Origin of the sequence: Flagellimonas olearia (assembly GCF_004150225.1) — a bacterium.
Taxonomy (GTDB): domain Bacteria; phylum Bacteroidota; class Bacteroidia; order Flavobacteriales; family Flavobacteriaceae; genus Flagellimonas; species Flagellimonas olearia.
Genome location: NZ_ML142910.1, coordinates 114,312 through 137,604, shown reverse-complemented (window position 1 = coordinate 137,604; position 23,293 = coordinate 114,312). Strand labels below are relative to the sequence as shown.

Annotated in this window: 21 protein-coding genes; 10 read left to right on the top strand and 11 right to left on the bottom strand. The window is 43.5% G+C overall.

Going from position 1 to position 23,293, the window contains the following annotated elements:
• The first annotated feature begins 120 nt into the window (after positions 1–120).
• Positions 121–2,523, top strand: a complete 2,403-nt coding sequence (locus DN53_RS11195; RefSeq protein ID WP_129654372.1) for a zinc-dependent metalloprotease — start codon at positions 121–123, stop codon at positions 2,521–2,523.
• Between the two features lie 12 nt (positions 2,524–2,535).
• On the top strand, positions 2,536–3,561 hold the full coding sequence (locus tag DN53_RS11190; RefSeq protein WP_129654371.1) for a threonine aldolase family protein: 1,026 nt from the start codon (positions 2,536–2,538) through the stop codon (positions 3,559–3,561).
• A 1-nt stretch (position 3,562) separates the two neighbouring features.
• Here the strand turns inward: DN53_RS11190 and DN53_RS11185 are convergent, their stop codons facing one another.
• Entirely contained in the window at positions 3,563–3,889 is a 327-nt protein-coding gene (locus tag DN53_RS11185) for a YbaB/EbfC family nucleoid-associated protein (protein WP_116218894.1), read from the bottom strand.
• Positions 3,890–4,034: 145 nt separating this feature from the next.
• Here DN53_RS11185 and DN53_RS11180 point away from each other — a divergent pair, with 145 nt between their 5' ends.
• The 3 genes from DN53_RS11180 (at position 4,035) to DN53_RS11170 (ending at position 8,587) form a co-directional block, all read left to right on the top strand.
• Entirely contained in the window at positions 4,035–6,089 is a 2,055-nt protein-coding gene (locus DN53_RS11180) for a S9 family peptidase (RefSeq protein WP_242502122.1), read from the top strand.
• Positions 6,090–6,161: 72 nt separating this feature from the next.
• Positions 6,162–7,202 (top strand): cysteate synthase, encoded by a 1,041-nt coding sequence (locus DN53_RS11175; RefSeq protein WP_116218892.1) that lies wholly within the window; start codon positions 6,162–6,164, stop codon positions 7,200–7,202.
• A gap of 125 nt (positions 7,203–7,327) precedes the next feature.
• Positions 7,328–8,587, top strand: a complete 1,260-nt coding sequence (locus tag DN53_RS11170; protein ID WP_129654369.1) for a cysteate-C-fatty acyltransferase — start codon at positions 7,328–7,330, stop codon at positions 8,585–8,587.
• Positions 8,588–8,601: 14 nt separating this feature from the next.
• On the opposite strand, the gene DN53_RS11165 is transcribed toward DN53_RS11170, so the two are convergent.
• Complete coding sequence (locus DN53_RS11165; protein ID WP_129654368.1) at positions 8,602–9,123, bottom strand: SMI1/KNR4 family protein; 522 nt, start codon at positions 9,121–9,123, stop codon at positions 8,602–8,604.
• Positions 9,116–9,334: a helix-turn-helix domain-containing protein gene (locus DN53_RS11160; protein ID WP_129654367.1), complete on the bottom strand. Its 219-nt coding sequence runs from the start codon at positions 9,332–9,334 to the stop codon at positions 9,116–9,118. The genes DN53_RS11165 and DN53_RS11160 overlap by 8 nt, the downstream gene beginning before the upstream one ends.
• Positions 9,335–9,481: 147 nt before the next feature.
• On the opposite strand from DN53_RS11160, the gene DN53_RS17940 reads away from it, so the two are divergent.
• The gene (locus tag DN53_RS17940) at positions 9,482–9,640 is read left to right on the top strand and encodes a hypothetical protein (protein ID WP_165357392.1); all 159 of its coding nucleotides are present in this window, start codon (positions 9,482–9,484) and stop codon (positions 9,638–9,640) included.
• 25 nt (positions 9,641–9,665) lie between these two features.
• On the opposite strand, the gene DN53_RS11155 is transcribed toward DN53_RS17940, so the two are convergent.
• The 6 genes from DN53_RS11155 to DN53_RS11130 form a co-directional block, all read right to left on the bottom strand.
• Positions 9,666–10,049: a hypothetical protein gene (locus DN53_RS11155; RefSeq protein ID WP_129654366.1), complete on the bottom strand. Its 384-nt coding sequence runs from the start codon at positions 10,047–10,049 to the stop codon at positions 9,666–9,668.
• A 121-nt stretch (positions 10,050–10,170) separates the two neighbouring features.
• The gene (locus DN53_RS11150; RefSeq protein ID WP_129654365.1) at positions 10,171–10,797 is read right to left on the bottom strand and encodes an FMN-dependent NADH-azoreductase; all 627 of its coding nucleotides are present in this window, start codon (positions 10,795–10,797) and stop codon (positions 10,171–10,173) included.
• 54 nt (positions 10,798–10,851) lie between these two features.
• Positions 10,852–11,436 (bottom strand): Crp/Fnr family transcriptional regulator, encoded by a 585-nt coding sequence (locus tag DN53_RS11145; protein ID WP_129654364.1) that lies wholly within the window; start codon positions 11,434–11,436, stop codon positions 10,852–10,854.
• Between the two features lie 64 nt (positions 11,437–11,500).
• A complete protein-coding gene (locus DN53_RS11140) occupies positions 11,501–12,313 on the bottom strand; it encodes a DUF2490 domain-containing protein (RefSeq protein ID WP_129654363.1) in 813 nt (270 codons plus the stop codon).
• Positions 12,310–13,428, bottom strand: a complete 1,119-nt coding sequence (locus DN53_RS11135) for a GTP cyclohydrolase (RefSeq protein WP_129654362.1) — start codon at positions 13,426–13,428, stop codon at positions 12,310–12,312. Before DN53_RS11135 ends, DN53_RS11140 begins: the two co-directional genes overlap by 4 nt.
• Before the next feature lie 66 nt (positions 13,429–13,494).
• On the bottom strand, positions 13,495–14,481 hold the full coding sequence (locus DN53_RS11130; protein WP_129654361.1) for a transporter: 987 nt from the start codon (positions 14,479–14,481) through the stop codon (positions 13,495–13,497).
• Positions 14,482–14,566: 85 nt separating this feature from the next.
• Between DN53_RS11130 and DN53_RS11125 the strand changes: the two genes are divergently transcribed.
• Genes DN53_RS11125 through DN53_RS11110 form a run of 4 tightly spaced genes read left to right on the top strand, consistent with a single transcriptional unit; the run spans position 14,567 to position 20,012 of the window.
• On the top strand, positions 14,567–14,827 hold the full coding sequence (locus tag DN53_RS11125) for a DUF4834 family protein (RefSeq protein ID WP_129654360.1): 261 nt from the start codon (positions 14,567–14,569) through the stop codon (positions 14,825–14,827).
• A gap of 24 nt (positions 14,828–14,851) precedes the next feature.
• Positions 14,852–17,284, top strand: coding sequence for a YfhO family protein (locus tag DN53_RS11120; RefSeq protein ID WP_129654359.1), 2,433 nt, complete (start codon positions 14,852–14,854; stop codon positions 17,282–17,284).
• Entirely contained in the window at positions 17,284–18,552 is a 1,269-nt protein-coding gene (locus tag DN53_RS11115; RefSeq protein WP_129654358.1) for a glycosyltransferase family 4 protein, read from the top strand. The genes DN53_RS11120 and DN53_RS11115 overlap by 1 nt, the downstream gene beginning before the upstream one ends.
• On the top strand, positions 18,552–20,012 hold the full coding sequence (locus tag DN53_RS11110) for a lipopolysaccharide biosynthesis protein (protein ID WP_129654357.1): 1,461 nt from the start codon (positions 18,552–18,554) through the stop codon (positions 20,010–20,012). The genes DN53_RS11115 and DN53_RS11110 overlap by 1 nt, the downstream gene beginning before the upstream one ends.
• A gap of 70 nt (positions 20,013–20,082) precedes the next feature.
• Here DN53_RS11110 and DN53_RS11105 read toward each other — a convergent pair whose 3' ends face one another.
• Positions 20,083–21,246, bottom strand: coding sequence for a hypothetical protein (locus tag DN53_RS11105; protein WP_129654356.1), 1,164 nt, complete (start codon positions 21,244–21,246; stop codon positions 20,083–20,085).
• A gap of 112 nt (positions 21,247–21,358) precedes the next feature.
• Positions 21,359–23,293 carry an OmpA family protein gene (locus DN53_RS11100; RefSeq protein WP_129654355.1) on the bottom strand — a complete coding sequence of 645 codons (1,935 nt, stop codon included), beginning with the start codon at positions 23,291–23,293 and terminating at the stop codon, positions 21,359–21,361.

Below are 23,293 nucleotides of genomic sequence, written 5' to 3'. Positions count from 1 at the left end.
GGTAAACCAACACTTGTTTTGCTACTACCAGATTCATCTCACACCCAATCTTTTAAAAAGACGTTTTCATATGTTTTTAAAAATGAAATACATATTTTTAAGTCCAATTTCCACACCATTATGAAGAAAAGCATCACTCTGGCCATTATACTGTATTCGTTCTGTACTGTATTACAAGCGCAGACCTTTAACAAGGCAAAGGATTTTCAAAAGTTCAGCGGATATTTCAACTTTTACTACGACGATGAATCCGACAAAATATACCTCCAGGTGGATGAATTGGATAAGGAGTTCCTTTATGTGTATGCCTTGAGCAGTGGAATAGGGAGCAATGATATTGGGCTTGACAGGGGACAACTCGGGAACGAACAGGTGGTCTTTTTCAAAAAAGCAGGTAATAAATTGTTATTGGTTCAGCCCAATTTGGAATACAGGGCCATCACCCAAAATAATCTGGAACGAAAATCTGTGGAGCAGGCTTTTGCCAAATCGGTATTGCATGGATTTAAGATTGAGGAAGAGTCCCGCGGAAGTTACTTGATTGATTTTACGGATTTTTTAATGCGGGATGCCCACGGAGTGGCCAATCGATTGAAAAGCACCAAGCAGGGTTCGTACAGTTTGGATAAATCCAAAAGCGCGTTGGATTTTGAACGTACCAAAGCTTTCCCAAAAAATGTGGAGTTTGATGCCATACTTACCTTTGAAGGAACTCCCACGGGAAACTGGATCCAATCCGTGACCCCCAACCCGAGTCTGGTTACCGTGGCGCAACACCACTCACTGATTGAATTGCCGGATGATAAATACCAAAAACGGGAGTTCGACCCACGTAGCGGTTCATACCCTTTCTCATATTATGATTATGCCACCCCGGTCCAAGAGTCCATTTTAAAACGGTTTGTGACTCGACACCGATTGGAAAAGAAAAACCCAAGTGCTCCGGTCAGCGAGGCTGTGGAACCCATCATATACTATCTGGACAATGGCACCCCTGAACCGGTTCGCTCTGCTCTTTTGGAAGGAGGAAGGTGGTGGAACCAGGCCTTTGAGGCCATCGGTTACAAAGACGCATTTCAGTTAAAAGTATTGCCCGATGATGCCGATCCTTTGGATGTTCGTTATAATGTGATTCAATGGGTGCACCGTTCCACAAGGGGTTGGAGTTATGGCAGCAGTGTTACCGATCCACGTACAGGGGAAATCATAAAAGGGCACGTCAGTTTGGGAAGTCTACGCATTCGTCAGGACTTTTTAATCGCCCAAGCCTTGATGAACCAACCGTTTGCCGAGCGGGACGACAATTACCAGCCCATGCTGAACATGGCCTTGGCTCGAATTCGACAGCTTTCTGCCCATGAAATAGGCCATACCCTTGGCTTTGCCCATAATTTTGCGGCAAGTACCAATGATCGGGCATCGGTGATGGACTATCCCCATCCCCAATTTGAACTGAAAGGAAGCACCATAGATTTCTCCAATGCCTATGACACGGGGATAGGGGAGTGGGACAAAGTAACGGTAGCCTATTCCTATTCCGATTTTCCAAAGGGTACTAATGAAAAAACAGCCTTGAATGCCATTCTAAAGAAAGCCCAAGATGAAGGGTTGCGGTATATTTCCGATCAGGATGCCAGACCAACCGGAGGAGCCCATGCCTTGGCCCATTTGTGGGACAATGGCAAGGGTGCCAGCCAAGAGTTGGAAAATGTGTTGCAGGTCAGGAAAACGGCCATCAACAATTTTTCCATGGATAACATTCGGACCGGCGAACCCAATTCAGTTTTGGAAGATGTGTTTGCTCCCTTGTATTTCTTCCACCGTTATCAAACGGAAGCAGTTTCCAAGCTTGTAGGTGGACTGGATTACAATTACGCCACCAAGGGTGACGGACAGCGGACAGTCCATATGGTGAACGAAGCGCTACAGGAACAGGCCTTGGAATCCATACTGGAAACCTTGGATGCCAAAGTAATTGCCATTCCACAGGATAAATTAGATCTCTTTCCACCCAGGGCCATTGGATATTCAAGAACCCGGGAATCGTTCAATGGTAGAACAGGGGTGAGCTTTGATGCCCTTTCCGCTGCCGAAACTGCTGCGGATATGACCTTGGGACTTTTGTTGCATCCGGAACGTGCCTCTAGATTGATTCAGCAAAAGAGTTTGGATAAAAACCAATTGGGGCTTTCGGAAGTTTTGGAGGAAACCATAAAGAGTACCATAGGAGCGTCTAACCGAGATGCCTATTTGGATGAAGTACAGCAGACCATTAATTTCAGGATATTGTACCATATTATGAATTTGGCGGCCCATGATGCGGTGCATCCTCAGGTGAATGCTCTTGCCCATGAATCCCTTAAAAACATCAAGGCATCCTTGCTTGGAGGCGAAAAAACAGCCATTGCGATAGAAATGGTTCGACGAATTGATGCCTTTTTGGACAAGCCCGAAAATTTTAAATTGATACCAACTCCGAAAATTCCAGATGGATCTCCCATTGGAATGGATTGTATGAACTAGACCTCGATTTTAATGGAAATCAATCTGATCAGTGATACGGTTACCCGGCCTACAGCGGGAATGTTGGCGACCATGCTGGCAGCCAAAGTAGGGGATGATGTATTTAAAAACGACCCTACGGTAAATGCTTTGGAGGAAAAAGTGGCCAAATACTTTGGTATGGAAGCGGCTTTGTTCTTCCCTAGTGGTACCATGGCCAATCAGACCGCCATAAAACTCCATACCCAACCCGGTGAGCAATTGATTTGTGATAAATACGCCCATGTCTTTAATTATGAAGGAGGAGGAGTCAGCTTTAACAGCGGGGTAAGCTGCAGATTGGTGGATGGGCATCGAGGGATGATGACGGCCGAACAAGTGGAAACCTCCATAAATCCTCCAGATTTCTACCACAGTCCTTTGACCTCTTTAGTTTGTATCGAGAACACCACCAACAAGGGTGGGGGAGCCTGTTGGGACTTTAGTGAACTTCAAAAAATCAGAAAAGTTTGTGACGAACATCATCTCAAATACCATTTGGATGGGGCCAGGTTATGGAATGCGTTAGTGGCCAAGAAAGAGGACCCAAAAAGCTACGGAGCTCTTTTTGATACCATAAGTGTGTGTTTGAGCAAGGGAATGGGCTGCCCTGTAGGTTCTGTACTCGCAGGTGATTCCGAAACCATTGCAAAGGCGCTTCGTGTCCGTAAAGTGTTGGGTGGGGGAATGCGTCAGGCCGGTTTTCTGGCCGCGGCTGGAATCTACGCTATGGACCACCATATTGATCGATTGGCGGAAGACCATAAAAAAGCTGCTGAAATCGGAAAAATTCTCTCTAAGCTGGGCTTTATCAAAAAAGTGGAGCCCATAGAAACCAATATTATCATCTTTGAGTTGGATGAATCCCAAATGTCATCCCCGGATTTCTTGAGAAAATTGGAGGAAAACCAGATATCCATCATTGGAATGGGGCAGGGAAAGCTGCGTATTGTCACCCATTTGGACTATACGGATGCCATGCACGACCACTTCCTCACTATTTTGAAAAAAATAGGATAGTTTATTTCATAAAGGAATCCATCCCCGGGATATTGGGCATCCCTTCTTTGGCCACGGCAGCCAATTCGGTTTCATTGACCTCGGTAGCTTTGGCAATAGCCTTATTTAGGGTGAGCACCAAATAATCTTCCAGTTGCTCCTTGTCTTCCAACAAAGAATCGTCCACACTAATGGATTTTATTTCCCTATTGGCGGTAAGGGTTACTTTTAAAAGGCCATCGGCGGATGCTTCATCGATCAGTACGGTATTCAAACGCTCTTTGGTGGCGGCAACCTTTTTCTGGGTCTCCTTCAATTTTCCCATCATACCCATTAAATCTCCAAACATAATCGCAATTTTTTAGTTGTAAATGACCTCAAAAGTAATACATTGGAAGAAATCTAAATCTATGGGACATGCCAAAACACTCACTTATAGTTTCATTTTAAGCCTTATTTTTGCAGGCTCTTGCCAAAATAATAAACAAGAATCCATGAGTATACAACCCCCGGTGGCCCAAAAGAAACCTACAAAACTGGAAAAACACGGTGATGTAAGGACCGATGATTATTATTGGATGAACAATAGGGAAGATCAGGACGTGATCGATTACCTGAATGCCGAAAATGAGTATTATCAAAAAATGACGGCCCATACGAAGGAGTTCCAAGAGACGCTGTTTCAGGAAATCAAGTCCCGAATCAAGGAAGACGACTCCTCCGTGCCCTACAAATTGAATGGCTACTGGTACATTACTCGCTACGAGGAAGGAAAGGAATATCCCATTTTCTCGCGTAAAAAAGAAAGTTTGGAGGCCGAGGAGGAACTCATGTTCGATGGCAACCAGATGGCCGAAGGCCACGAGTACTTTAACCTAAAAGGCGTTACCATAAGCCCGGACAATACCTTGGCTGCTTTTGCCACGGATACGGTATCCAGAAGACAGTACAATATCCAAATAAAGAACTTCCAGACCGGTGAAATTTTTCCGGATATTATAGAAAACACTACAGGGAGCTCGGTTTGGGCCAATGATGGAAAAACCTTGTTTTATACCAAAAAGGATCCTGTAACATTGCGTTCGGATAAAATTTATAAACATATATTGGGGACTTCCTCAGCGGATGATGTATTGGTATTTCATGAAGAGGATGATACGTATAATACCTTTGTCTATAAGACCAAGTCCCGAAAATTTATCGTGATCGGTTCGGTGAGTACGCTCACTTCGGAATATCAAATTTTGAATGCCGATGACCCCAATGGGAATTTCAAGATATTTTCGCCCCGTGATTTGGGCGTGGAATATTCCATTTCACATTACGAAGGCAATTTTTATGTCCTTACAAATAAGGACAAGGCCATCAATTTTAAGCTGATGAAAGTCAGTGAAGGCCAGACTTCATCGGAACATTGGGAAGAATTTATCCCGCACCGGGAAGATGTATTGTTGGAAGATGCTGAAATCTTCAGGGACTACTATGTACTTTCAGAGCGTGAGAACGGACTCAACCAGCTCAAAATCTCCCGTTGGGACGGTACGGACAGCTATTATCTGCCTTTTGATAGCGAAACCTATGTGGCCGGACCTTCGGTAAACTTGGATTTTGACACCAACGAACTTCGCTATTACTACAATGAAATGGGGGCGCCTTATGCCGTCATTGATTTCAACATGCAGACCAAGACCAAGAAAGTTTTGAAGGAGCAAGAAGTCCTTGGAGGTAAGTTCGACAAGGCCAATTATACCACGGAACGTTTGTGGGCCACGGCATCGGATGGCAAAAAAGTACCCATTTCATTGGTGTACCGAAAAGATACCCCTTTGGATGGGACCAGTCCGTTGTTGCAATACGCTTACGGTTCTTATGGGAGTACCATTGACCCTTATTTTTCATCTGTCAGATTGAGTTTGTTGGATAGGGGCTTCATTTTTGCCATTGCCCATGTAAGGGGAGGAGAGTATTTGGGAAGACCTTGGTACGATGATGGTAAAATGCTTCACAAAAAGAACACTTTCACCGATTTTATAGCCTGTTCCCAATTTCTGATTGAGAAAAAATACACCAGCCCGGAGCATTTGTACGCCAGTGGCGGCTCTGCAGGAGGTTTGTTGATGGGTGCCATCATCAATATGGCCCCTGAACTCTATAACGGGGTCATTGCCTCGGTGCCTTTTGTGGATGTGGTCACTACTATGTTGGACGATACCATTCCTTTGACCACAGGAGAATATGACGAATGGGGAAATCCCAATGACAAGGAATACTACGATTACATAAAATCCTATTCACCTTACGACAATGTGGAGGCCAAGGAATACCCTAATCTTTACGTTACCACAGGACTGCACGACTCGCAAGTACAGTATTGGGAACCAGCTAAATGGGTGGCCAAGCTAAGGGACTATAAAACAGACGATAAGCTGTTGTTTTTGGATACCAACATGGATGCCGGGCATGGTGGGGCATCCGGTAGATTTGAGGCTTTACGGGAAACGGTGAAGGATTACGTATTTATTTTAGATCTTGAAGGAAAAGCCTTTTAAAAATAAAAATGTTACTTTTGTGCCGGACTTTTGGCGAAATATGGCTAATTTGTCCCTTACCTAATACCAGTTATGAAGAAACAGATAAATGCGCACAGCAGTATCCTTGACCTAATTGGAAATACCCCCTTAGTTAAGCTTAACACTATTGCAGCTCCCCTAACCGGAAACTTTTATGCCAAGTTGGAGTCCTTCAATCCAGGACATTCCTCCAAGGACCGTATAGCCGTCCATATTATTGAGGAGGCCGAACGAAAGGGAATCCTTAAGCCAGGAAGTACTATTATTGAAACCACATCGGGCAACACAGGCTTTAGCTTGGCCATGGTCAGTATAGTAAAAGGGTATGATTGTATTTTGGCCGTGAGTTCAAAATCATCGCCCGATAAGATAGATATGTTGCGTTCCATGGGTGCCAAGGTATATGTATGCCCTGCCCACGTAAGCGCAGACGATCCACGTTCGTATTATGAAGTGGCCAAACGTCTTCACCAAGAAACCGAGAACTCCATTTATATCAACCAGTATTTCAACGAACTCAACATTGAGGCCCATTATCAGACCACCGGGCCGGAGATTTGGGAGCAGACCAACGGGAACATCACCCATTTGGTGGCCTGCAGCGGTACTGGGGGAACCATTTCCGGGATTGCACGGTATCTCAAGGAACAGAACCCCAATGTTAGGGTTTTGGGTGTGGATGCCTATGGTTCCGTACTTAAAAAATACCACGAGACCGGGGAGTTCGATCATAATGAGGTATATCCCTACCGTATTGAAGGTTTGGGAAAAAACCTTATTCCAACAGCCACGGATTTTAACAGTATAGACCGTTATGTTAAGGTCACTGATGGTGAAAGTGCCCATATGGCCCGAAAAATAGCCCATACCGAAGGGATGTTCGTAGGTTATACCAGTGGGGCCGCCATGCAGGCACTGTTCCAGTTGAACACCGAAGGTGAATTTACCGAGGACAGCAACGTGGTGGTTATCTTCCCAGACCACGGCTCACGTTATATGAGCAAGGTTTACAGTAATGAATGGATGGAAAACCAAGGCTTTTTTGATATCCAAAATGCCGAGGTACCAGAAAAAATAGAATACATTAAGTAGTAAGATGTACCGCATAACCTAAATAAAGACGGCAATGATCTCATTGTCGTTTTTTTGTATAAAAATTTCGTTGTGCGTACTTCGTAAAAATCTATACTTTTGCAATTCAATCAATTTTAAGGTAGATGAAAGATTTATTTGATAGGATCATTGAAAACAAAGGACCTCTAGGGAAATGGGCATCGCAGGCAGAAGGGTATTTTGTATTCCCGAAGCTGGAAGGACCCATCTCAAATCGAATGAAATTCCAAGGAAAGGACGTGATAACGTGGAGTATCAATGACTACTTGGGACTTGCCAATCTACCAGAGATCAAAAAAGTTGATGGGGACGCCGCCTACGAGCACGGTGCTGCCTATCCCATGGGCGCCCGAATGATGAGCGGCCACACCGATTACCATGAGCAATTGGAAAAGGAATTGGCCGAATTCGTTCATAAGGAAGCCTCTTATTTGTTGAACTTCGGATACCAAGGATTTATGTCCGTGATAGACGCCTTGGTGGCCAAAGACGATATTATTGTCTATGATGTGGATTGCCACGCCTGTATCATTGATGGGGTGCGCTTGCACATGGGCAAACGCTTCACATTTAAGCACAACGACCCGGAAAGTTTGGAGAAAAACCTGGAACGTGCCACCAAATTGGCCAACGAGACCGGTGGTGGTATCCTCGTAATTTCCGAAGGGGTGTTTGGGATGCGCGGAGAGCAGGGAATCCTCAAGGAAATCGTGGAGCTGAAGAAAAAATTCCAGTTCCGTTTGTTGGTAGATGATGCCCACGGCTTTGGTACCCTTGGTAAAACCGGGGCCGGAGCAGGAGAGGAGCAAGGTGTACAGGATGAAATCGACGTATACTTGGCCACTTTTGCCAAATCCATGGCAGGTATCGGGGCTTTTGTGGCGGCCGACAAAGAAATCATAGAATACCTTAAATACAACCTAAGATCGCAAATGTTCGCCAAATCGCTGCCCATGGTCTACGTGAAAGGGGCATTGAAGCGATTGGACATGCTTCGTTCCAGACCAGAGCTCAAGGCCAAATTGTGGGAGAATGTAAATGCCCTACAAAACGGACTTCGTGAGCGTGGTTTTGATTTGGGAACCACCAGTAGCTGTGTTACCCCGGTCTATTTGAACGGAAGTATCCCAGAGGCTATGGCCTTGGTAAAGGATCTGCGTGAAAACCACGGTATCTTCTGTTCCATTGTGGTATATCCGGTTATCCCAAAAGGATTGATATTGTTGCGATTGATCCCAACGGCTACCCATACCCTACAGGATATTGCGGAGACCCTGGATGCCTTTTCATCCATTAGGGAGCGATTGGAAAACGGTACCTATAAAAGACTTTCTGCTGCCGTAGCGGCTGCGATGGGGGAGTAACGAGTAGAATAAGCTTACATGCTATCTATACTACTTATTACATCAAGAAAGTAATCAGTAAGATTTTTGTATTCGATTTCACCTGGAATCCAACTGGCGAACTTCCAATATCGCCATACGGTTGTTGTGTTATTAGGAGGAATTAACAAAAAGTATTGCTCCTCGTTCATTCCGGCAATGATAATGCTTTGTTCAAGTATAGCACCTGTTTCATCATTTCCAGTTCCTTTCCAAATTTCAACAATTTCATGGTCGTAAGTTTTTAAATATTGAATTTGACCTACTTCTAAAAAACTTGGTTCTACAGCATCATTGTGTGTAGGGTATCCATTTGCTATGGAAAGGAATTCTTTATAATCCTCAGGAAGTTGGATTCCAAGTCTTAATTCAGTTTCTTGAACTTCGGAAGTGGTTGCAGCAGGATTTCCTATCCAATTTCCTTGAACTTGTTGAGGAGTAAAATAATTATTGCCTACTTGGGTCATTGATTTTTTTAAAAGATCTGAAAGTATTTTTTCCACTCCTTCTTTAATCATTTTTCAAGGACAGATCCTTATACATTTCTTTGAACATTTCTCCCGGGTCTACGTCCAAGGCCAATGCAATCAAATAAAGTTCCCAAGCCCGAAGTTGGGTAGAAGGGTTAAGGGTCAATTCACTTATCCTTGATTTACTGATGCCAGTTTTTCTGGAGATTTCTGCCTTGCTAGCTGACTTTTTGGATAAAAACAATCCTAATTCTGTCATGATAATTTTTGATTTTCGATACTCTAATTTAACAGATTGATATCCGAGTTTAGAAAATCTGTACTAAAATTTTGATTTATTCCCGAAAGTAATTACCTTGGTTTTGATTTTCGAACTATAATATAGAATTTCTAAACTTTTTAACGAATGAAAAAATACACCAAATCTGACCTTGAGGCCATTATTGGCACCCAACAAGAAAATCTTACCGTGATACAGGACTTTTTGGGCATCATTAAACACCAGAATGAACTGTTGCACCAAGCCAACCAAAGGTTGCGGGACCAGATTGCAAAGATGGAGTAGGGGATGCGCCATAATACCAAGGGTCTTAGGATTCTATATGGACTAATAAGGTGCTTCCCGGTTCTGGTTTGAAGTTTGCATGGTCCATGGTCGGAGCTAAAATGTACCCGTAAATGTTGCGTCTTCTTTTTTCCAGCTCATTATTGAAGGCTTTATCACGCTCGGCCTCTGTCTTAAAGGCAAAACTTAAGTGCTCAAACTCAGTTTCGCAATCAAAAACTATTTCGGAATCGGCCATCATAAGCAGTCCGGAGAAGGCCCTTTTCTTTACTACCCATGCCTGTTTGGAGTTTGGATCCATCAGTACGGTATTGGGAGGAAGTCCATCAAGGCTATGCTGAATTTCAGTCAGCAACCCTCTGCCAGTAATCGTATAACATTCAATGATTTTTACGGAAGTATGGTCCATGATGCACCTCGGTCAATGGTTTTTGATGTGATTTGGGGTATTCTAAGATCATAAAAATCCTTCAAAAACAAAAAAAGTGAACCCAATGGCCCACTTTATGTTCAAAGTTTTTGAAATGACTTTAGGGAATTGCGTTGATTTGCTCATAGATCCTTTGTTTCGACTTTTCAAAGATCTCCCCTCCAAATTCCTCATTGTCCAATGAAATGATGGTGGTATCGGTCACACCCATCATCCCAAAAATAAATTTCAGGTACGTGGTCTGAAAGTTCATGTGTCCGTTCTTTTCGTTTTCCCCATATCCGGTATCGCCCCGAGTGGACAGGATGAACAGTTTTTTGTTTTCCAATAGTCCCACATAATCCCCATCTGGTTTTCCCGAACGGAATTTCCAAGTCTCGTTGATCCGCATGATCTGGTCTATATACGCCTTGAGACCACTGGGAATGGACCAATTGTACATGGGGGTTCCCAAGACATAAACATCATTTTCTTGAAGTTCCTTGACCAGTATGTCGCTCAAAGCAACCCAGGTTTGGTTTTTTTCCTCCCTGTTTTCAGGCCTAACAAACGCACTGGCAATCCAATTTTCGTCAATGGGTGGGATTTCGTCCAGTCCCACTTCCCTGTGGGTAAAGGAATCATCGGGATTCTTTTTTCGCCAATTGTCCAAGAACAGCTGGGTAAGTTGTCTACTCTGCGATCTTTCTTTTCGCACGCTGGCGTTGATGATAAGTACTTTTTTCATTTGCTCTCCATTTTGAAAGCAAAGTTGTGCCAAAAGAAAACCCTAAAAATTGACCTAGTTCAATTTCGGTTTGTTTTTTCGTATTCGGCTTATAAATTCGGGAGTCACTCCCAAATAGGAAGCAATGAGGTATTGGGGCACCCTTTTGGCGAGTTGGGGATAGTTTTCCAAAAAATCGGCGTAGCGATGGGCAGCGTCATACGTATTGTTGATGACGATTCTCCGTTGTAGACTGGCCGTGTAACCTTCCAGAATGATACGGAAATACCGTTCCAACCTTGGGATTTCCGCCAACATGTTCTGGAATGCATGGTATTGGATTTGGAGCAGTTCTGTCTTTTCCAACGCCTGAATGGTGTACATGGAGGGTTCTTGTTTTTGAAAGCTGAGGATATCCGTGGCCCACCAATCATCAATGGCAAAATAGAGAATCTCTTCCGTGCCTTTTTCGGGATTGATGAAGTAAGCTTTCAAGGAACCGGAAATGACATAATTGTCCGTTTTGCACACCTTCCCGTTTTGGAGCAAATAATCTCCCTTCTCCAAAGTCTTGGTGGTCCAAAAAGTATTGAAAAGCGTAATCTCTTCGGGAGAAAGCTTTACATGTTTGGATATGTTTTGTAACAAGGATTCGTGCATCGGACCAAATGAGAGTTTAAAATTCACCAAAACTTGGCAGAAAAACAATTCTAAGCCCTTCTCATTAATCCGCTGCGGCCTGCTGAAAATTGGAATTGGCCGGGGGCAGTGTAAATTCCTCATCCTGCCCATGCGTTTTTTTGGAGAGGTGCAGGGTATGGGTGTGCACCCAAAGGGCATTGGTGTAGATGTAGTGCCCGGCCGTGGTGGTACTGGCAAACTGGTTGTTCCACCCAACGGATATGGACATCCAGCGGTTAAACTGTACCGTGGGCATCACGATGAACCTGTTTTTGTCAAATACGTTATGTACAATGTGGTCCCCAGCATTGAACATGACCTCGTCACTGATATTGATCCTGAATTTGCAATCCGATCTGGTCTTGGAAAGGGAAAAGAGATCAAACCCAGTCATCAAGGCATAACGGAGGCGGAGGGCAAAGATATTGTCGGATTGTACCTTGCCTTCCACCACGGGATTGTAGAAACGCTGCTCGAACCGGAACCTATGGTTCAACCGGAGTTTATCGCCATTCCCGCGGACAAAAAGCTCTTGATAGGGGCGGTATTCCACTTGATATCGGTCCTCGTTATAGAATTCAACATAGGTGAAGCCCGTGGCCACACGGATGTTGTCCGTGATAGCACAGCTTCCGCCCAATCTGCCAAAGAAAATGGAGAATGTATCAAAACCATTCTTCCAACGAACGCCTGTATTTCCGAAAAGCATCCATTTTTCGTTCAGATGGGTGATGTTGTTGTACTGAAACCATTGCTCGCCCCTGTGCGTGACCTCTCTTCGCTGCCCAAATACATGATGACCCCAAAGGGCAAGCAGTATGAAGCTTAAAACAAAGGTCTGGCGGGATGGGTTCATAAATCTTTTCGATAGGTTCTTCGGCGTTTGTGCACCACGGGATCAAAATGCTTCCACATTTGTCGTATGGCCACATTCTCTTCCAATTCTGGGGTTCGGATGCAGTTCACAACGCCTTTTTCACTAAAAGTTTTGTAATACTCGTTAAAAATGATGGCCGTGACCCCTTTGTTCTGATAATCGGGACGGATGCCAATCAGGTAAAAAATAACATCCTTGCTTTTCTTTTTGGCTTTCAGCAAGTGATAGATCCCAAAGGGGAACAATTTCCCATTGGCTTTTTGCAATGCTTTTGAGAACGAAGGCATTACAATGGCAAAGGCCACAAGTTTGTCATCGGAATCCACCACAAACTTGATATACTCCGGATTGATGAAGCTGATGTACTTCTTTTTGAAATACTCTTTTTGGATGTCCGTGATTTTTACAAAAGAAGAGAGCTTGGAATAGGTGTCGTTAAACAGGTCGAACATTTTATCCACCCACGGCATAATGTCCGCGCTTTTGGTAAAGTTCATTTCCCGAAGCCCATACCTTTTTTTTACCAGTAAATTAGCCTTGTGGAACAAGGCGGGGTCTGCTTTGGCCGCCAAAAACTTGTTTTCTAGATATTCCTTTTCCTTGACAAATCCGTGTTTTTCGTAATGGGACTGATAGTAGGGATGGTTGTACCAGGTAATCATGGTCCCGATATGGTCAAAGCCTTCAATGAGTACCCCAACCTTGTCCAGATTGGAAAAGCCCACGGGGCCTTCCATATAGTTGAGTTGGTGCTGTTTGCCAATTTCCGCAACCTTGTCCAATAAGGCTTTGGACACTTCAAGATCGTCCACAAAATCGAACCACCCAAAGCGCATTTTTTTGAGTTGTTGTTCGTTCACTTCCAGCCAATTGACAATGGCGGCGACCCTGCCCACGATTTTCCCATCCTTGTAGGCCAAGAAAAAAGAAGCTTCGGCATTTTTAAAGACCGGATTCTTGGTTTCATCAAAGGATTCAATTTCATCCTTGATGATGGGCGGAACCCAATAGTCGGAGTTTTTATATAGGGAAAAGGGAAACTTTACAAAGTCCTTTAGTTCTGCTTTGGATTGAACCTGTTTAACCGTGATCATACATCAACTTTTACAGGTTCAATAATAGGAATATTACCTACAGCATGAAAGCGTTGGGGGAAAAACTTAGAAATCTATATCGTCTTTGTTTTTCTTGTCGCGTTTTTTTGACTTTTTCTTATTGGAATTCTTTTTGATCTTTCCATTTTGACCACCACTTTGCTCGTCAATGGGGATGAGTTTGTCCTTGTGGAAATCCAATCGGTAGGAGAAACCCGCAACGGCAAACATCCGTGATGGGTCACTTTTAAAGTTGGAACCCACGTGAAAGTCGGCTTGGAAGTTTTCACTGAACAGGTAAGCCAATCCAGTACGCGCCAAAATATCGGAATAACGGTCACTGTTGATGCCCTGACCTTCCAAGAAAACACTCCATTTAGGGTTTCTAAAGGCATGGGTCACGGAAAGGGCATAACGCCATTCCGGAAAATCGGTACCGATACGGTCGTATGCAATGTTGGATATCAGTACAAACCTTGGAGACAGTCTACTTTGTGTGGCAATGGCCCCACGGTATGCTACTACAGGGTCGCCCACATAAAAAGGGTTGTCCCCCACGGTAAATGTAGCCCCGCCATACAGGGAAACGGCAGGAATCAGGTTTTTCAACTGAAACACATTGTTGGCCCGCCAGCTATATAGGTTGGGTTTGTTCTTTTCTGGATTTTTAAAGGGATCATATACCAAATATTTTAGCCCCACACGGTTTCTGGAAAAATCGGTTCGCCTACCATCCGTTCCCAATGGGGAGGAATAGTCAATATTCTGCGAAATAAAAGAACCCTCGTATACAATCTCCAGTTCCTCAAAAAGGAGTCCGTACCGTAGGGCAAAATCGGTCCCAAAAATATTGGAGTCAAAATTTTGCTCGGAATCGTTCCGTTGCTCATACAACAGCCCCATTTCAACCTGCGCCACATTTTTCCCAACGGCATAGGCACTTACCGCCCGGCCAGGTCTATTGGAATTGATGACATCGGTATATTGGGCACTTAAAAGGGTAGGGGCAAAAAGGGATAGAAACAGTGCTTTTCTGACGAAGGAAAAATCCATATAACTGATTTTAATACTATTTTATGAAACGTTTGGGTTTATTAAGCAACTAACAGTGTAATTTTGATACAATAACTAAGGTTATATGGTTTTACTAAAAACGATTTTATTCCTCATATTAGTATACTACGCAGCTAAATTACTGCTAAAGTGGTTGGCCCCCAGATTGTTCAATTACGCCATGAAGAAGACCCAAGAGCGTTTTGGACAGGATTTTGGGCAGTACCAACACTATGCAAATGAGCCTACTGAGGAGGGCAAGACCACTGTTTTTAAAGGAACGTCCAAAGGTTCCAAACCCTCAAAAAAAGTTGGAGAATACATAGATTTTGAAGAAATTGACTAATATTTGTCTTTTCAAAACCTATCCATGAAACTTTCTCCCAAGGCCTTTATCATCCATCTTTGTGTTTTTGGCTTATTCATACTTACGGCATTGGTCTACTTTTATCCTGTATTGCAGGGAAAGGCCATTTTTCAATCCGATATTGCCCAATACAAGGGTATGGCCAAGGAACGAGATGACTATAAGGAACTTACAGGAGAGGAGTCGTACTGGACCAACAACGCCTTTGGCGGTATGCCCACCTATCAATTGGGGGCCAATTATCCGCATGATTACGTAAAAAAATTGGACCGCTTGATTCGGTTTTTGCCTAGACCTGCCGATTACCTCTTCCTATATTTTATTGGGTTTTATATTTTATTATTATGTCTTAAGGTTGATTTTAGGCTGGCGGCCTTGGGGGCACTGGCATTTGGCTTTTCCACGTATCTCATCATCATTCTAGGGGTGGGGCACAATGCCAAGGCCCATGCCTTGGGCTATATTCCCATGGTGTTGGGAGGCATAGTCTTGGTATTTCGAAAAAAGTATCTCTGGGGATTTATCTTGACCGCGCTGGCCATGGCGTTGGAAATCAGTGCCAACCATTACCAAATGACGTATTATTTTATGTTGTTGGTACTGGTGTTGGGACTGGTTCAGCTTATTTATGCCATCAAGGACAAGACACTAAAACATGTATTCGTTTCCGTAGGGATTTTGATTTTGGCCGTGGCCCTTTCCATAGCGGCCAATGCCACGGGGCTAATGGCCACCAAGGAATATGCGGATTGGAGTACCCGCGGTAAGTCTGAATTGACCGTAAACCCAGATGGAACGCCCATGCAGGCTTCCAATGGATTGGACAAGGAATACATTACACAGTACAGCTATGGAATTGCTGAATCGTTGGATTTGTTTGTTCCAAGAATGTTCGGAGGTTCCGGCAATGAAGATCTAGGAACGGATTCCAAGGTGTTTGAATATTTGGTGGGTCAAGGACTGCCACCTTCCAAAGCTTTGGAATTGTCCAGTGGACTGCCGTTGTATTGGGGGGACCAACCCATAGTGGCAGGGCCTGCCTATGTGGGGGCCATAGTGGTATTTCTGTTTTTTTTAGGACTATTCCTAGCGAAGGGCAAGCGAAAATGGTGGCTTTTAACCGGCGCTATATTGGCACTTGTTTTGTCTTGGGGTAAAAATTTCCCGGTCCTTACCAATTTTATGATTGATTACTTCCCATTGTACAACAAGTTTAGGGCAGTTTCCTCCATTCAAGTGGTGTTGGAGCTCTGTTTACCTGTTTTGGGCATATTGGGTCTGTGGGAGCTTTTCAAAAAATCCGGGGACGACAAAGAAAAACTAAAGGCCTTGAAATTGAGTTTCTTTATCACTTTGGGGTTGGGCGTGTTTATTTTTCTTCTAAAAGGATTCTTTGATTTTGAAGGACTGCGCGATGAGATGTACCGCGGATATTTTGGTGATGACGTCATGACCATGATCCAAAGGGATAGGGAAGCAGTGTATACTAGCGACACGATACGGTCTTTGATTTATGTGACCCTTGCCGCTGTGGTCCTATGGTTGTTCATAAAAGAGAAAATAGGTAAGAATTTCTTAGTGTTGGCTCTGGGTGTTTTGATAGTGTTTGATTTGGTGGGGGTGGCCCTTCGCTACGTGAATGAAGGTGATTTTGTACGCCAACGTCAGGTAAATACTCCTTTCCAGGCGAGTGAACTGGACCAAATGATCCAACAGGATGATTCCATCTACCGAGTATTTGATCCACAGGAAGGCCTGAACGGTGCCCGAACCTCCTATTTCCATAAGTCCATTGGAGGATATCATGCCGCAAAACCTAGAGCATTACAAGATTTGTTCGAATACCATCTGTACCAAAACAATCTGCAGGTGTTGAACATGCTCAATGTAAAATATATCATCCAGCAAGATGAGGAAGGGAACAGTTTTCCTGCATTGAATGATAATGCCAATGGCAATGCTTGGTTCGTGGAACGTCTGCTTTCGGTTTCATCGGCGAATGAAGAGATTGCAGCACTCAAGGATTTTGATTCAAAATCGGAGGCAGTGGTCAATACCACAGCGTATCCCCGTTTGACCAAGAACCGATATGAGTTGGATTCACTGGCTTCCGTAGAATTAGTGGATTATCGCCCCAACTATTTAAAATACCAGACTAACAATGGCAACGAAGGTTTTGCCGTGTTTTCCGAAATGTATTACCCTTCAGGTTGGAATGCCTTTATTGATGGTAAACCCGAGCCCCATTATAAGGTAGATTATGCACTTCGTGGGATGAAGGTGCCGGCGGGAACCCATGAAATCGAGTTCAAATTTGAACCCAAGGTGGTGGAAACAGGTAGTCAGATTAGCTTGGCGGCCTGTATTTTACTGGGATTGATTATCGTTGGCGGCGTTGGCTATTCCTTTGTTTCCAACAAATCCGAGGAATCCTGATGCAAAAGATTCTGGTCATAGCGTACTATTGGCCTCCTGCCGGGGGACCAGGGGTACAGCGGTGGCTAAAGTTCACAAAATACCTGCCCGAATTCGGATTCAGTCCCATAGTCTATGTACCGGAAAATCCTAGCTATCCTATCATTGATGAGAAACTGGTCGGGGAAGTTCCCAAGGGAGTCAAAATACTGAAACAACCGATAAAGGAACCCTATGCTTGGGCTTCCTTGCTTTCCAAAAGGAAAACGAAGACCATCAGTTCCGGAATCATTAAGGAAAAGAACCCCTCGTTTATGGAAAAATTGTTGCTATGGATACGGGGCAATTTTTTTATCCCCGACGCCCGTAAGTTGTGGGTAAGCCCTTCTATGGAATATTTGGCCAAGGTCATAGCGGATGAAGGCATTAAAACTGTGATCACTACAGGACCGCCCCATAGTTTACACTTGATAGGCTTGGGTTTGAAGAAACGATACGCCATCCAATGGATTGCCGATTTCAGGGACCCATGGACCACCATAGGGTACCATAAAAAACTACGCTTGACCTCATACGCAAAGCGAAAACACAAAAAACTGGAACAAGAAGTATTGGTTTCCGCCGATAAAATTGTGGTGACGAGCCAAACCACCAAAAAGGAGTTCGAAGCCATCACGGACAAACCCATTAAAGTGATCACCAATGGGTTTGATGAGGATTTAAAACCTACCACCCAAGATACCAACTTTACGATTTCCCATATTGGGTCATTGCTTACAGGGAGGAATCCTATCGGCTTATGGCAAGCTCTTGCCGAACTTGTCCAAGAAAACAAGGATTTTGGGAATACGCTTCGCATTCAATTGGCTGGAGTGGTAGGGGAGGAAGTGCTCAAGTCCATCCATGAATTTGGACTTGACACCTACCTGAATCAGATGGGATATCTTTCCCATGACCAAGTTTTGGAAGTACAGCAAAAGTCGCAGGTATTGCTATTGCTGGAAATTGACTCCGAAGAAACCAAGGGTATTATCCCAGGCAAGCTTTTTGAATATTTGAATGCCAAACGACCCATTTTGGCCATAGGTCCGGAAGATTGGGAAGCGGGTACCATGGTGACCACGGCTCAAGCCGGAGCGTTCTTTTTACATGCTGATGTGGCATCCCTAAAAAGAGTACTTTTGGATTGGTTCAATACGTATCAACAGGGGGAATTGCAAATAAATTCAATTGATGTGGAGCAATACCACAGAAGAGCTTTGACCCATAGTTTGGCTAAATTTATCTAATGGGAATCGTACTAAAGCAGTCCATACAAAATGTTGTGGTCACCTATCTGGGTTTTTTGTTTGGTGCGGTGAACACCCTTTTCCTATATACCAAAATTTTACCGGATGCCTACTACGGATTGGTCACTTTTATCTTGGCATCAGGCGCCATTTTAATGCCCTTGATGGCCTTTGGGGTGCACAACACTATGGTGAAATATTACAGTTTCTGCCAAGATTCCGAAAAGGATTCTTTTTTAACATTGATGCTATTGATTCCCTTGCTGGGGACTGTTCCTGTGGCTTTGGTAGGGTTCTTTTGGTATGAGCCTTTGGGGAATTTGATTTCTGAAGTAAACCCAATGGTAAAGGATTATCTCTGGTATGTTTTTGTGGTTGGGTTGGCCATGGCATATTTTGAGGTTTTTTATGCCTGGTGCAAAGTACATCTGAAATCGGTTTTTGGAAATTTCATGAAAGAGGTGTTCGGTAGGATAGGGGTTTCCATCCTTTTGATTCTATTGCATTTTGAAATTATTTCGCTGGATTTCTTTTTCAAAGGTTTGGTGGGACTGTACCTGTTGCGAACAGTGATTATCAAGATATATGCCTATACCCTTAGGTTTCCCCGGTTGGATTTTAAATTTCCGGCACATACCAAAGAAATACTCTCCTATTCCTTTTTGATTATTTTGGGGGGTTCGGCGGCCTTGATTTTGTTGGAAATCGATAAGGTGATGCTCAATCAGTTCATCAGTATTGAAAATGTAGCGTACTATGGGGTTGCTGTATATATTGCCACAGTGATCATAGTGCCATCGAGGTCCATGCACCAAATCACCTATCCACTGACTGCTGAATTGTTGAATACCCAAGACCTAGTGGGTCTGAAAAAATTGTATCAAAAAACCTCATTGACGCTTTTTATTGCATCAGGGATTTTATTTGTTTTGATCATACTCAACTTGAACGACCTATATCTGTTGCTCCCGGAATCGTACCGGAATGGGTTCATCATTGTTTTCCTGATTGGTCTGGCCAAGGTGTTCGATTCGCTATTGGGAAACAACAACTCCATCCTGTTCAACTCCAAGTATTATAAAACGGTTTTAATTTTTGGGGTCTGCTTGGCCGTGTTGACCATTGTGTTGAATTTTTTACTTATTCCAAAGTGGGGCATGACAGGGGCAGCTTTGGCTAGTTTTGTCTCCATTTTCATTTTTAATGTGGTGAAGTTGGGTTTTGTAAAGCAAAAGTTTGGCTTTTTGCCTTTTACAGGGGCTACTTTCAAGGTTTTTGCTACATTGTTCTTATTGGCCGTTTTGTTTAATATGTTGCAGTTTCCCTTTCATCCCATCCTCAATATTGCGCTCAAATCCATGTTGATTGTTGTGATGTACGTAGGGATTTTATATCGGTTTGAAATTTCTGAAGATGTTTCCGGTGTACTTTCCAAATGGTTGAAGAAAAGACAGGAGTAGTGCAAAAGAGAACCCCGTAGCGGATAAATCCAACTACGGGGTAAACAACTAACCAACCTAAAAACTATCTTTATTGCCTTCTGGAACTTTTTGATGTTCTTCCAGCGCTACTGCTTCTATTGCTTGTGCGACCAGTACTTTTTCTCACATTAGTACTTTTGGTACTTCTGGAAACCGTTTTCTTGGGAGTACTTTGTCTGCTCACTACAGACCTACTTGAATTGCTTCTAGCCTGTGGCTTTTTATAGGTACTTGTAGTGGTTCTGGTCACGGTTTTACGATTAGGGGTAGTGGTAACCTTTCTTTGCGATACGGTTTTCCGGTTTGAGGTCCGAGTCACCTGCTTTTGGGCTACGGTTCTACCACTGTTTCGGTTTACACCATCCACTTTCTGGTACACTCTTTTACTGCTGGTCCTGTTAGGGGCAACCTGTCTTTTTACAGTGTTGGAGCGGGATACGGTATTTCCTTTCCTATAATCGTTGCGGGCCACAGTTTTGTTGCTACGTCCTGTGTATCCTCTTCGTATACTGGCGTTATCACGTACCGCTACTCTTTTGTCATTTCTATAGACCCTACTTCTTCTGTCAGGATTGTACTTGTACGACCTTCCAACTTTGGCGTAAGCCCTTCTATAGTTGTTTCGGTAAGGAGCATAGTACGTATATCTGATAGGGCTGTAGTATCTTCTATATGGTGAAGAATATACGGTACAGAATCCTATGGCAGGTCTGGCAAAGTACCTGTGGAACGGACGGTACACATAATGTCTGTTATAGATATTGATGAATCCTGTGTAGTGACTGAACACACCTCCATTATAATATACGTGCAATCCACCTAGGCGTCTTACCCTACCATTGTTGTACCAGATATCCACACTTCCAATTTGTGAAACCCGACCATAATAATCATAAAAAATAGGGGTGTTCTCTACTTGGATCACGGCACCGTAATCATCATACTGCACATAAGGGTCGTAGTTATACCCAGAGTTGAAGGTAATGCCCACATTTCCAATTTGGGCACCTACACCAACATTCACTCGGTTGTCCAAGTAAAAATCGAACTCACCATCAGGGTATACTGAAAAAGTTACCCCGTCTTCCACGAAGATGAATGAGTTTCCATATCGATATGTTGTGGCGGTCACAACATTATCTTCTGTTTTGGCGGCTTGGGTACCTAGTGTACCGAAAGCGATCGCTGCTATAAAGAGTACTAACTTTTTCATACTACAAGGTTTTATGTTCTAGATGTACCTATTTACATCCACCTATGTAATAGCAAGCAGCGTGCCAAAAAAATAAAATTTTTATAACATATTGATTGTCAATAAAATAAATTTAATCTTTGATGATGAACATCGAACGTCTATTGAGTTGGTGTTCTTCTTCTGAGCACCTCACTCCATTGGAGCAGTTGTTCAACAATTGGGTTTCTCCATAGCCCTTTGCAGATAACCTATTTCGGTTTATCCCTTGTTTCACCAACCATTCCAGGGTGGATTGGGCACGTCTTTCGGATAGGTTAAGGTTAAAACGGCTACTTGACCTTGAATCGGTATGGGACTCAATATGTATGGAAAGCTCGGGATACTGTTTCATGGCTTCGAGGATTTTGGCCAGTTCCACTTCGGCATCAGGGCGTATTCTGGATTTTCCGTAATCGAAGTAAATTGGCTGTAGAGTCAGTCTACATCCCAAATCATCAATAGGACACTCTGGAGGCGTGAGTTCAATATCCATTTGCTCGGTATGGGAACCTCGAGGAGTGACCGTGCTCTTCTGGTTGGGAGAATAATCTTTGTATTCCGCATGAACCGTGTACTCTTTGCTGCAATCCACTATACCCTTAAATATGTAATTGCCACTGCTGTCCGTGGTGGTTTCGGCCACAATATTGTTGTTCTTGTTCAAGAGGGTCACCGTAGCCCCATTCAAGGGTCGGCCTGTTTTGGAATCTGAAATGGCTCCTTGTATAATGGTTATGCCACAGCTTTCCCACACCCTGTAGATGTCATCGGAACTACTTCCGGCATCACCATCCCGGTTGGAGGCCAGATAGCCAATCTTTTTTTCTTCATTCAAGATAAAACCAAAATCATCCTTATTGGAATTAATGGGTTGCTTTAGATTGGTTACCTCTTCAAACTCTCCCTGGGATTCCAACGAAACCACAAATATATCGAGTCCCCCGAGTCCCAAATGCCCATCACTGGAAAAGTAAAGGTTGTTGTTCTTTCCAATAAAAGGAAAGCCTTCCCGTGTTTCCGTGTTTATTTTCGGCCCAAGGTTAACGGGTGTCCCAAAGGAGCCGTTGCCTAGAATATCCACGTACCAGATGTCAGATTCCCCATGGGTGCCTTCCATGTCCGATGAAAAGTACAGGCGCTTTTCATTTGGGGACAAAGCCGGATGTGCAACAGAGTGTGAATCACTGTTAAAGGGAAGTTCGGTAATATTTTTCCAGGAACCATCATCCATTTTAGTGGCTTGGTATATTTTAAGGCTGACCAGTTTTTGTCTGCTTTTTCTTTTTCGTCCCTTGAAATAGTTGTTTCGGGTAAAATACACTGTTTTTCCATCCTTGGTAAAAACGGCATTGGATTCATGATAAGGGGTGTTAATGTCACCTTCAAGCGGTTTAGGATGGGACAATCGCCAATCTTCATCCACTTCGGCCTCAAACAGATCCAGATAGGGCAGGCCCGTCCAATTGTGTATTTTGTCTCCTTCGGTTTTTCCTGAAGAGGATGCGAAAACGACCTTGTCCCCATAAAAGGCTGGGGAGAAATCAGAACTGGTGAGTAGACCTGTAATATTGGCCACTTCGTAGGTACTGGATTTAATTCCTACCAAACTGTCCAGTTTGGCATAACCCTCCATAAAGTTTTTTGCAATTTCCGTATTGGAAGATAAGCTGGCATAGGTTCCCATCATTTTTTTGGAGGTTTGGTAATCGCCAATACTCTTGAAACTTTGGGCAGCCCTGTAGTAATAAATAGGGTCTACATCATTAGGGAATTTCTCCATCAATTTTTTATACCACTCCGCAGCTTCGGTATACTCACTATTAAAATAGTAGGTATCCCCTAATTTTTTAAGTACCTGTGGGGACTCATAACCGTCATCTACAATCTTTAGATAAATTTCCCGGGCATCTATGAAATAGTAGGAGTCAAAATCTTCATTGGCTTTTTTAATAACGCTTTTTTGAGGGTATGAAATGGATATGGTAAAAATGATACATAGAATTCCAAGGATGGTTTTGTGGTTCAT

Coding starts and splice junctions, on each gene's coding strand:
- DN53_RS11100 (WP_129654355.1), bottom strand. CDS start 23,293: ATGAACCACAAAACCATCCTTGGAATTCTATGTATCATTTTTACCATA.
- DN53_RS11180 (WP_242502122.1), top strand. CDS start 4,035: ATGAGTATACAACCCCCGGTGGCCCAAAAGAAACCTACAAAACTGGAA.
- DN53_RS11130 (WP_129654361.1), bottom strand. CDS start 14,481: ATGGATTTTTCCTTCGTCAGAAAAGCACTGTTTCTATCCCTTTTTGCC.
- DN53_RS17940 (WP_165357392.1), top strand. CDS start 9,482: ATGAAAAAATACACCAAATCTGACCTTGAGGCCATTATTGGCACCCAA.
- DN53_RS11190 (WP_129654371.1), top strand. CDS start 2,536: ATGGAAATCAATCTGATCAGTGATACGGTTACCCGGCCTACAGCGGGA.
- DN53_RS11170 (WP_129654369.1), top strand. CDS start 7,328: ATGAAAGATTTATTTGATAGGATCATTGAAAACAAAGGACCTCTAGGG.
- DN53_RS11140 (WP_129654363.1), bottom strand. CDS start 12,313: ATGAACCCATCCCGCCAGACCTTTGTTTTAAGCTTCATACTGCTTGCC.
- DN53_RS11135 (WP_129654362.1), bottom strand. CDS start 13,428: ATGATCACGGTTAAACAGGTTCAATCCAAAGCAGAACTAAAGGACTTT.
- DN53_RS11165 (WP_129654368.1), bottom strand. CDS start 9,123: ATGATTAAAGAAGGAGTGGAAAAAATACTTTCAGATCTTTTAAAAAAA.
- DN53_RS11120 (WP_129654359.1), top strand. CDS start 14,852: ATGAAACTTTCTCCCAAGGCCTTTATCATCCATCTTTGTGTTTTTGGC.
- DN53_RS11105 (WP_129654356.1), bottom strand. CDS start 21,246: ATGAAAAAGTTAGTACTCTTTATAGCAGCGATCGCTTTCGGTACACTA.
- DN53_RS11155 (WP_129654366.1), bottom strand. CDS start 10,049: ATGGACCATACTTCCGTAAAAATCATTGAATGTTATACGATTACTGGC.
- DN53_RS11150 (WP_129654365.1), bottom strand. CDS start 10,797: ATGAAAAAAGTACTTATCATCAACGCCAGCGTGCGAAAAGAAAGATCG.
- DN53_RS11185 (WP_116218894.1), bottom strand. CDS start 3,889: ATGTTTGGAGATTTAATGGGTATGATGGGAAAATTGAAGGAGACCCAG.
- DN53_RS11110 (WP_129654357.1), top strand. CDS start 18,552: ATGGGAATCGTACTAAAGCAGTCCATACAAAATGTTGTGGTCACCTAT.
- DN53_RS11145 (WP_129654364.1), bottom strand. CDS start 11,436: ATGCACGAATCCTTGTTACAAAACATATCCAAACATGTAAAGCTTTCT.
- DN53_RS11115 (WP_129654358.1), top strand. CDS start 17,284: ATGCAAAAGATTCTGGTCATAGCGTACTATTGGCCTCCTGCCGGGGGA.
- DN53_RS11195 (WP_129654372.1), top strand. CDS start 121: ATGAAGAAAAGCATCACTCTGGCCATTATACTGTATTCGTTCTGTACT.
- DN53_RS11125 (WP_129654360.1), top strand. CDS start 14,567: ATGGTTTTACTAAAAACGATTTTATTCCTCATATTAGTATACTACGCA.
- DN53_RS11175 (WP_116218892.1), top strand. CDS start 6,162: ATGAAGAAACAGATAAATGCGCACAGCAGTATCCTTGACCTAATTGGA.
- DN53_RS11160 (WP_129654367.1), bottom strand. CDS start 9,334: ATGACAGAATTAGGATTGTTTTTATCCAAAAAGTCAGCTAGCAAGGCA.